Raw genomic sequence first — 8544 nt, 5'->3', positions numbered from 1 at the left:
CCGCTTCCCGTAGTCGTCATCGCCGAGCTGCTCGGCGTTCCCGCCGAGGATCGCGACCGGTTCAAGCGGTGGTCGGACACGCTCGTCGAGTCCTCGAGCGCGGACGACGAGACCGAGGCGTTCCTCGAGCGCCAGCAGCAGGCCCAGATGGAGATGGCGAGTTACTTCTTCGAGATGATCGCCGACCGACGCGAATCGCCACAGGACGATCTCATGACACAAATCGTCACGCGGGAGCTCGAGGACGGGTCGCGGCTCTCGGAGGAGGAGGCGCTCGGAACCTGTATCCTGTTGCTCATCGCCGGCAACATCACGACGACGAATCTCGTCACGAACGCGGTCCGGTGTTTCGACGCCCACGACCTGTTCGACGAGCTCCGTGCGGAGCCGAACGCGATCGGCCGGGCGATCGAGGAGGTACTGCGCTACCGCTCCCCGGTTCAGGCGATGTCCCGGGTCGCGACGGAAGACGTGACGCTTCGAGGTGCCGAGATCGAATCGGGTGACCGAGTCGTCGTCTGGCTCGGCTCCGCGAACCGGGACGAACGGCAGTTCGAGGACGCCGATGCGTTCGTTCCCGACCGATCGCCCAACCAGCACCTCGGGTTCGGCCACGGAACCCACTACTGTCTCGGCGCCCCGCTGGCCCGGCTCGAGGCGTCGGTCGCCCTCGAGGAGCTGTGCGCCCGAACGGCGACGATCGAGGCGGTCGACACCGACCTGCAGCCGGTTCGCAGTTCGCTGATCTACGGCGTCGAGTCGTTGCCGATCCGGTACGAGCGCCCGTCAGAAAACTGATCCGATCCCTCGTTCGCAGCGAACCCGCCGTCTCCCGAATCAGCGGAGGGATTCATCACACCATCGGTAAATACAGCGCTCTCGTTCCCTATATATACATTTCGCTCTCCATCACTAATACGAAGAGCTGACTATTATTTTGTGGTACTGGTCGTAATGTTTGTCCGATATGCCTCGAGAACAGGATCCGACGACTCGACGAACCGTACTGCAAGGCTGTGCGGCGACCGCGATCGGACTCGGCGCGCTGAGTGGTACCAGTGCGGCACGAGGAGGGGGGAGCGGGAACCGCAACCCACGCCTGGAACTCGTCGGTCACTCCACGCTCGACGTTCCCGAGGGCAACATCACGAACATGGACGTCCGCGAGGACCTGGATCTCGCAGTGGCGGGATCGTTCGTCAACGCCGACACGGACGTCCACGTCGTCGACCTCTCGGAGCTCGAGAACCCGGAGCGAACCGCGACGGTCTCGGCCGGCGTCGGCTACGTGAACGACGTGTTCTTCCACCCCACGGAGCCGTGGGTGTTCACGGCCAACGAGGGCGGCGAGGACGCGGGCTGGGCGATCGTCGACGTTTCCGACCCGCACGATCCCGAGCCGCTCGGTCCGTTCACCGTCGACGACGCGGGCGGGGTCCACACGATCATCGCGTTCGACGAGCAGTACGTCATCACGTCGGGGTCGGGTCGCGGGATGGTGGTGTACGACGTGACGGATCCCACCGATCCCGTGGAGGTCTCGTCGTTCCAGGTCGGCGGCGCGTTCGTCCACGACACCCAGGTTCGCGGCGACTACGCCTACCTCGCCCACTGGAGCCGGGGACTCCACGTCGTCGACATGAGCGATCCGGAGAATCCCGAAAAGGTCGCCTCCTTCGACTACCAGGAGGAAGAGGCGGACGTTCCGTTACGGAACGCCCACCACGCGTTCCCCCACCCGGAGGACGACATCTGCCTGCTCGGCGAGGAGGTCGGCTTCGGGGAGCCGGGGTACAAGCACGTGATCGAGTTCGATCTCGACACCGGCCAGACCGAACTGCTCTCGTCGTTCCGCCCGCCACAGGGGAGCGCCCAGCAGCCAACCGGCCAGCAGGCGTTCTGGTGGACGGGCCACTTCTCGGACTGGGGCGTCGGCGACCAGCAGGACGTCCTGTTCAGCGGCGACTACAAGGCTGGCGTCCAGACGTTCGACCTCTCCGATCCCGCCGACCCCGAGCGGATCGACCAGTACATGACGACCGAGGGGACCAACGAGGTCCGCCGGACGGATCCGGAGCGAGACATCGACGCCATCCCGCAGGTCTGGGGTGCGAACACGAAAGACAGCGAGTACGTCTACGTCTCGGACGCGAACACGGGGCTGTTCGTGTTCACGTTCGAGGGCTACTGACTCCGCCGACGGCCCCTCGACTCGACCGCGCTCGCGGCGGAACCTGGTCGTCCCCTACATCCGACCCGAGAAGTCCCAGCCGTAGACGACCGCCGGCTCGAGCGTGATCGTCACCTCCTCGCGGTCCTCGTCCAGTAGCGTCCGCGCGAGCTTCGACTCCGTTCCGCCGAGGTACCGCTCGAGCAGGTCCCGGAGCACTTCCTTCTCGGGATCGGGCTCGAGAGAGGCCTCGCCCCGGCCCCGGACTCCGGCGTAGGGCGGATCGTTCGTCGAGACCTCGAACGACACCTCTGGAGTCTCCCGGAGGTAGGCGACGACGTCGGCCTCGGCCGAGGTGGCACACTCGAGTATCCAGCCGTCGTTCTCGGTACCGCTCCCGTTCTCGTCGGTCTCGATCGATCGATGCCGATACCACAGCGACACCATCCAGGGGTGGCCCGCGGGAGTCCGACAGCCGAGTCGGACCGGAATCGTTTGTGTCTCGAGAAACGCTGCGATCTCCTCGCGCGAGCGAGAGCCTCGAACCTTCATACCGAACGGACGGCGTCCTTTCATACCAATCCCGGGGGCCGGTAGCCTCGAGCCGACCTCAACGTGCCTCGTCGATCAGCGCTCGCACGTCGACTCGACACGCCCGTTCGTCGGCCCGGTAGGCCGCCTCCGTCAGCGCGGTCACCCGGAGTCCGTCCGCCCCCGGGACGGCCGGGTCGGCGGTTCCCGCGATCGACTCGAGGAAGTTCTCGAGTTTCGCCGTCGTCAGCGTCGTGAAATCGGTGCGGGCGTCGATCGTGCTCTCGTAGACCGTCGCACCGCGCTCGGCGAGGCGGATCCGTTCGCCGTCGAAGGTGACTCGGCCGTCCGTTCCCCAGATCGTGTACCCCTCCGCCGGCGTGAGTTCGACGCCGTCCCCGCTGATCGTGACCCCGGCGAGGATCGACCGTCCGTCGCGGTCGAATTCGATCGAGAGCGCGCTGTTGACGTCGATCTCGGCTTTCGCGTACGCCACGTCCGCGGAGACGTGGGTCGGAACCCCGTCGACGATCCAGCAGAGCGCGTCGAGCAGGTGCGATCCGGTATCGTACAGCTGCCCGCCGCCCGAGAGCGTCGGATCGACGCGCCAGGTCCCCTCGTGAAGCTCGAACCAGTTCTGGCCGAGGTACGCGTTCGCGGCGTGGACCTCGCCGATTCGGCCGTCGTCGACGAGCCGTTTGACCTCCGCGAACCCGGGGTGAAAGCGTCGCTGGTACCCCACCTGCACGACGAGCCCCCGATCGTCGGCAATCTCGAGCAGTTCGACCGCGTCGCCGACGTCGGTCACCATCGGCTTCTCGAGGTAGACGTCGGCGCCGGCCTCGAGACACGCTCGAGCCTGTTCGAAGTGGAGAGTATGGGGGGTGACGATCAGTGCGATATCGATCCCGTCCCCGTGGGCGGCGAGCATCGCGTCGTGGTCGGCGTAGGCCGGCGCGTCGAACTCGCGTTCGAAGACCTCCCGGGCGTCGGCGGAGACGTCGGCTCCCGCGACCAGTTCGACGCCCTCGAGTCCGACCAGCACCTCGAGCTCGAGCTGCCCGAGCCCGCCGAGTCCGATCGCCGCTGCGCGAAACTGCATACTGCTACCGCGCTCTCCACGACAAAAAACGCTTGCTAACACACAACACGAGGTGACTCTCGGATCGTCCCGGTAGTCTTTGTTGTCGACCGGTCGGGAGCGAGATTCACCGGAAGCTACTCTCCCTTCGGACGCGTTGCGACGGGTATGCCGACCTGTCCCGGCTGTAAGAGTCAGCTCACTCACGAGGAGTGTCTCGCGCACCTGCGGTACTGCAAGTGGCTCTGGAGCGACGATCCCGAGCGGGAGTCGCGGTGGGGGGAGCAACTCCTCCGGGAGCTCCGCGATCGGGAACGATAACCTTCGGCCGACGGCGGTGAACGGTCCCGCTCAGAAGGGGGGAACGAGCATCGCGAACTCGTAGCCGTAGATGTGGTTGAGCATGAGGTAGGTGACGATTCCCAGGACGAGACTCAGGATCCACGAGCCGGCGGCGATGCGGCCGACCCTGGCGTGGGCGGTTTCTCGGAGTTCGTCGGGCGTGTGGGTGAGCCCGAGAATCAGCGCGTACAGCACGACCGGAACCGCGACGATCGAGAGCAGAATGTGGATCGCGAGCATCGCGAGGTAGAGTTCGTACTCCGGGGAGGGGCCGACGAACAGCTTCTCGCCGCCGCCGCCGACCCGGATCAGGTAGACGACCAGAAACAGGATAATCGTCGCGAACGCGCCCGTCATCGCCAGGCGGTGTTTGTCGACCTCGCCCGCTCTGATCCAGTACCAGCCGGCGACGAGCAACACGGTCGTTACCGTGTTGATCACCGCGATCGCGTGAGTGAGGACGTTGATCTGTGCGTTGGTCAGATCGGGGTAGATCGGGATGTCCGCGACGAACGTCCCGATGACGAGCGCGTAGCCGACGATCGTCAACAGCACCGTCACGCCGATCGGTCGCTCCCGGAGTCGTTCTCTCGCGTCGGCAGTTGCCATCGGTCGAGGTTAGGATGGACCGCCTATCTGTCTTGCCGTTTCGGAACCCGCCCTCGCTCACTCGAGCGTAACGTTCCCGCGGTGATCGACGGTGACGTCGTACCCGCAGTAGGCAAACGAGACGGAACCGGTACGCGGTCGTCCGTCCCGTAGCGGAGCGAACAGCTCGTCGAGCGCGGTCGGATCGACGACGGAGTGGAGGGGGTCGTACTCCGGCAGGGAGAGCCGGTCGTATCGGACACCCTCCGCGTCGGCGACGGCCTCGACGACCGCCAGGCTCGGCGGTTTCCGCTTCGTCTCGTCGGTCCCGTCGTAACTGCGTCTCACGGTGGAGCTACCGTCCGAGAACCGATAACGGTGTCCCTCGTCGCGACCGATCGCCGGAGTTCACGAGAGCTCGAGCGCGATTCCGCCGTCGTCGACCGAGATCGTGACGTCGTCGACGCGCTGGTCGTACTCGCTGGCGTGGCGGCCCGACTGGCGGATCCGCAGCTTCTCCTCGAGCAGATCGGCCTCCTCGAGGAGTTCGATCTTTCGGTAGGTCGTCGAGAGCGGGACCTCACAGCGCTCGGAGAGCTCCGCCGCGGAGAGATGGCCCTGGCTGTCGCCGAGCTCCTCGAGAATGGTTCGGCAGTCGGCGTCGTTGAGGGCGGTGAGAATCGTCCTGATGTCGTCCTCGCCGGAAACGGTTCGCGGCTCGTCGGTCAGTCGGTCGCGGCCGTACGTCCGTGGGGCCCCGGTCAGCGATTGGCTCATACTACACCGTGGTCGCCCGAAGGCCACGAGTGTTGACCACCGATATCGAGGTCCCTTTATAACCCCGTGTTATAGATGGTCACACTCGATCGGATCCCGGCGTTCGTCACGCGGCCTCCGCGACCTCGAAGGCGTCGGGATCGACGTCGGCGCCACAGACGACGCACCCGTTCTCGACGAGCGCGTCCCGCATGGAGTCGGTGACGGCGATCGACCGGGTGCAGGCCGGACAGACGAACCGCGCGTTTTCGCGGGTGCTCATATCTCGAGGGAGGAGCCCCACGCATAAGGTACCGCGTCTCGTTCCGAGGGCGTGGGAATATCGGCGTTCAGTTGCCCATATTGAATACGACGTAGCCCGAACCCGCGTGTAGTACCTATGTCGTCGGGAATTCGCGCCACGGTGAAAGTAGACTCTCCCGAAGCCTGCCCGATCGCACGGTTTTCGCGGGAGACGGGGACGACGATCGATCAGGTGTCGACGAGCGTCTCCTGTGGGTCGGAGGGGGCGACGACCGAGTTCCTGGCCGACGTCGACGTCGAGTTCGACGGCGGGGTTTCGGGGCCGGTGTTCTCCTACGGAACGACGAACCTCTACCGGTGTTCCCACGACGGCGAGGCGGAGTGTCCCTGCGAGTGTCTCGGAGCGTACGACTGTCCGGTCCACCGCTACCGGGCGACCGACGGGGACGTAACGGTCGTCTTCCACGCGGCCGACTTCGACCAGCTTCAGGCGGTGATGAACGAGTTCCGGGAGCGATACCCCGGGGTCGATGTCCAGAGTCTGCTCCAGCCACCCCTCAGCGGAACGCCCGAGGAGCGAATCTTCGTCAACCGCGGAAAGCTGACCGATCGCCAGTACGAGGTCCTCGAGACGGCCTACGAGATGGGCTACTTCGAGCGACCGAAGAAGGCCAACGCGACGGAGGTCGCGGAGACCCTCGGGATCACCCAGTCGACGTTCACCGAACACCTCGGCGCGGCACAGCGGAAGCTCCTCGGCGACGTGTTAGAGGCCGGAACGTAGCCTCGCGGACGAGCCGGCTCGGAGACAACGGAAGTAGTTTAGTGCTACGCCCACTCGAGGTACGACAATGGCACTTGCCGAGGAGACCGAGATGACCGACGGTGAGATCGACGCGTTTCTCAGCCGCCACGAGACGGGCGTACTGGCGCTGGCCGACGAGCGGACGCCGTACGCGATTCCGATCTCCTACGGGTACGACGCCGACGCTCGAAGCTTCTATCTGCGACTGGTCTCGACGCCCGAAAGCGAGAAGCGCCGGTTTCTGGCCTCCTCGCCCGACGCTCGACTCGTGGTCTACGAGGAGACGGATTCGGGAGAGACCTACCGGAGCGTCGTCGCCGTCGGCTCGCTCGAGGAGATCGATCCGTCGGAGCTAACCGCCTCCCACATCGAGCAGTACGGTGAGGCAAAGCGGCCGCTGTTCGAGATATGGGGCGATTCGAAACGGAACCTCGACATCCAGCTTTACGAGTTCGAGCCGACCGACCTGAGCGGCCGGCGAACCGAAATCGATCGCGACGCCGAAGGAGCGTAGTCGACAGCTCCGTCGAGAACCGGGCCGGTGATACGTCTCGGTATCGCTCGGCCGGATCCGAGAGCCGCCTACTGTCTCGCGAAGTGTTCCTGTGAGACCGACGCGCCACAGACGGGACAGCCGTGTGACAGCGTCGCTTCGCGAACCGGCGTGTTGACCTCGATCTGTTGCCCGCAGTCCGGGCAGGTAAACTCGTATTCGGACATCCCTCGTGTGCTCCTCTGTAGAGAGTGACTCGCGGTACGGAAGTCGTCGCCTCCAACATATCCGGGTAGGTTTAAGAGAATATCGGGATCGGCTCGTCGTCGCCGTTTTTTCCACGCGCTGGGAACTGGCGACCGAAGTAATCGTGGTCGGTCTCGAAGGGGGGCGTATGAGTGGACTGTCAGCGACGGTCGTGCTGCGCGATCCGGAGAGTTGCCCGGTCGCCCGCGCCACGAGCGCGACCGGCGAATCGGTCGAGGCGGTTTCGCGGTCGTCGCCCTCGAGTCCGGAGACGCCCCGAATCGAGGAGTTCGCGATCGACGGCGAGGCCTCGCTCGAGGACGACGACGTCGGGGTCGAGCTGTCGAGGATCTCGGCGAACGAACACGGCGAGGTGTACCGGTTCACGCGCGAACTCGACGGATTCTGCGCCTGTGAGGTCGTCGAGGAGGAAGGAACCCCGGTTTCCTCGATCCGGGCCGACGAGGGGGCGCTGTACCTGACCGTTCGAGCGGCCGACGTCGAGACGCTCTCGGATATCGTCGGCGCGCTTCGGGAACGGTTCGACGGCGTCCAGCTCCAGCAGCTGCTCCGGACCGGCGAACGGGAGACGGCGGATCTCGCCTTCGTCGACCGGAGCCGATTGACCGATCGCCAGCGGGAGGTCCTCGAGACGGCCCACGAGATGGGGTACTTCGAGTACCCGAAGCGAGCGAACGCGGGCGACGTCGCCGAGGCGATCGGCATCTCCCGATCGACGTTCTCCGAACATCTCGGCGCCGCACAGACCAAGCTCCTCGACGCGATCCTCGAGGACTGAGTGCTCGACCGGGAGCCGGCGGTGTCGGCGAACCGCCGAGCTACCGGATCCGTACATTCACGTGGACGGTCCGCACACACGCCAGTATGGTACGTCGAAGCCTGCTGTTCACGCCGGGCGACCGCCCGGAGATGCTCCGGAAGGCCCCCGGTGCCGGCGCGGATGCGATCGTGTTCGACCTCGAGGACGCCGTCTCACCGGGCCGCAAGGACGAGGCCCGGGAGGCGGTTCGGAACTGTCTCGCCGATCCGGCGTTCGACCCCGATCCCGAGGTTTGCGTCCGGGTCAACGCGGAGCGGTCGGCGATCGAGCGCGACCTCGAGGCACTCGCTGGAGCCGACTCGATCCGTCTCGACAGCGTCATGCTCCCGAAGGCGACGGCGGCCGCCGACGTCCGCGAACTGGCCGCCGGCCTCGAGGAACGCGGGCTCGCCTGTCCGGTTCTGGCGCTGATCGAGAACGCGGCGGG

Annotated in this window: 14 protein-coding genes; 7 read left to right on the top strand and 7 right to left on the bottom strand. The window is 65.8% G+C overall.

All coding sequences use genetic code 11. From position 1 onward, the window contains the following. Window positions 1-798 (top strand): cytochrome P450 (locus tag ACNA7R_RS17765; RefSeq protein ID WP_416284862.1); only part of this gene is annotated, 798 nt, incomplete at its 5' end. Window positions 799-967: 169 nt separating this feature from the next. Further along, window positions 968-2191: an LVIVD repeat-containing protein gene (locus ACNA7R_RS17760; protein ID WP_416284861.1), complete on the top strand. Its 1224-nt coding sequence runs from the start codon at window positions 968-970 to the stop codon at window positions 2189-2191. Window positions 2192-2245: 54 nt separating this feature from the next. Here ACNA7R_RS17760 and ACNA7R_RS17755 read toward each other — a convergent pair whose 3' ends face one another. Together ACNA7R_RS17755 and ACNA7R_RS17750 are read right to left on the bottom strand one after the other, a co-directional pair. Further along, window positions 2246-2722: a pyridoxamine 5'-phosphate oxidase family protein gene (locus ACNA7R_RS17755; RefSeq protein ID WP_416284860.1), complete on the bottom strand. Its 477-nt coding sequence runs from the start codon at window positions 2720-2722 to the stop codon at window positions 2246-2248. Between the two features lie 58 nt (window positions 2723-2780). Beyond that, window positions 2781-3803, bottom strand: coding sequence for a Gfo/Idh/MocA family protein (locus ACNA7R_RS17750; RefSeq protein WP_416284859.1), 1023 nt, complete (start codon window positions 3801-3803; stop codon window positions 2781-2783). A gap of 147 nt (window positions 3804-3950) precedes the next feature. Here ACNA7R_RS17750 and ACNA7R_RS17745 point away from each other — a divergent pair, with 147 nt between their 5' ends. Beyond that, window positions 3951-4103, top strand: coding sequence for a hypothetical protein (locus ACNA7R_RS17745; RefSeq protein ID WP_416284858.1), 153 nt, complete (start codon window positions 3951-3953; stop codon window positions 4101-4103). A 30-nt stretch (window positions 4104-4133) separates the two neighbouring features. Here ACNA7R_RS17745 and ACNA7R_RS17740 read toward each other — a convergent pair whose 3' ends face one another. The 4 genes from ACNA7R_RS17740 to ACNA7R_RS17725 form a co-directional block, all read right to left on the bottom strand. Next, on the bottom strand, window positions 4134-4733 hold the full coding sequence (locus ACNA7R_RS17740) for a DUF420 domain-containing protein (RefSeq protein WP_416284857.1): 600 nt from the start codon (window positions 4731-4733) through the stop codon (window positions 4134-4136). Window positions 4734-4790: 57 nt separating this feature from the next. Next, window positions 4791-5060, bottom strand: a complete 270-nt coding sequence (locus ACNA7R_RS17735) for a HalOD1 output domain-containing protein (RefSeq protein ID WP_416284856.1) — start codon at window positions 5058-5060, stop codon at window positions 4791-4793. Between the two features lie 60 nt (window positions 5061-5120). Then, window positions 5121-5489 (bottom strand): helix-turn-helix domain-containing protein, encoded by a 369-nt coding sequence (locus ACNA7R_RS17730; protein ID WP_416284855.1) that lies wholly within the window; start codon window positions 5487-5489, stop codon window positions 5121-5123. Between the two features lie 106 nt (window positions 5490-5595). Next, the gene (locus tag ACNA7R_RS17725) at window positions 5596-5751 is read right to left on the bottom strand and encodes a hypothetical protein (RefSeq protein WP_416284854.1); all 156 of its coding nucleotides are present in this window, start codon (window positions 5749-5751) and stop codon (window positions 5596-5598) included. A gap of 117 nt (window positions 5752-5868) precedes the next feature. Here ACNA7R_RS17725 and ACNA7R_RS17720 point away from each other — a divergent pair, with 117 nt between their 5' ends. Together ACNA7R_RS17720 and ACNA7R_RS17715 are read left to right on the top strand one after the other, a co-directional pair. Then, window positions 5869-6516, top strand: coding sequence for a helix-turn-helix domain-containing protein (locus ACNA7R_RS17720; protein WP_416284853.1), 648 nt, complete (start codon window positions 5869-5871; stop codon window positions 6514-6516). A gap of 67 nt (window positions 6517-6583) precedes the next feature. Next, entirely contained in the window at window positions 6584-7051 is a 468-nt protein-coding gene (locus tag ACNA7R_RS17715; protein WP_416284852.1) for a pyridoxamine 5'-phosphate oxidase family protein, read from the top strand. Window positions 7052-7119: 68 nt separating this feature from the next. Here ACNA7R_RS17715 and ACNA7R_RS17710 read toward each other — a convergent pair whose 3' ends face one another. Next, window positions 7120-7257 carry an FmdB family zinc ribbon protein gene (locus ACNA7R_RS17710; protein ID WP_416284851.1) on the bottom strand — a complete coding sequence of 46 codons (138 nt, stop codon included), beginning with the start codon at window positions 7255-7257 and terminating at the stop codon, window positions 7120-7122. A 167-nt stretch (window positions 7258-7424) separates the two neighbouring features. On the opposite strand from ACNA7R_RS17710, the gene ACNA7R_RS17705 reads away from it, so the two are divergent. Together ACNA7R_RS17705 and ACNA7R_RS17700 are read left to right on the top strand one after the other, a co-directional pair. Further along, complete coding sequence (locus ACNA7R_RS17705) at window positions 7425-8075, top strand: helix-turn-helix domain-containing protein (RefSeq protein WP_416284850.1); 651 nt, start codon at window positions 7425-7427, stop codon at window positions 8073-8075. A gap of 86 nt (window positions 8076-8161) precedes the next feature. Next, window positions 8162-8544: aldolase/citrate lyase family protein (locus ACNA7R_RS17700; RefSeq protein WP_416284849.1), on the top strand; the 383-nt coding region annotated here is incomplete at its 3' end.

The sequence above is a fragment of the Natronococcus sp. genome, from assembly GCF_047921035.1.
Classification (GTDB): domain Archaea; phylum Halobacteriota; class Halobacteria; order Halobacteriales; family Natrialbaceae; genus Natronococcus.
Note: the sequence above shows the minus strand (reverse complement) of the source record. Positions and strands in the feature narration are given on the sequence as shown.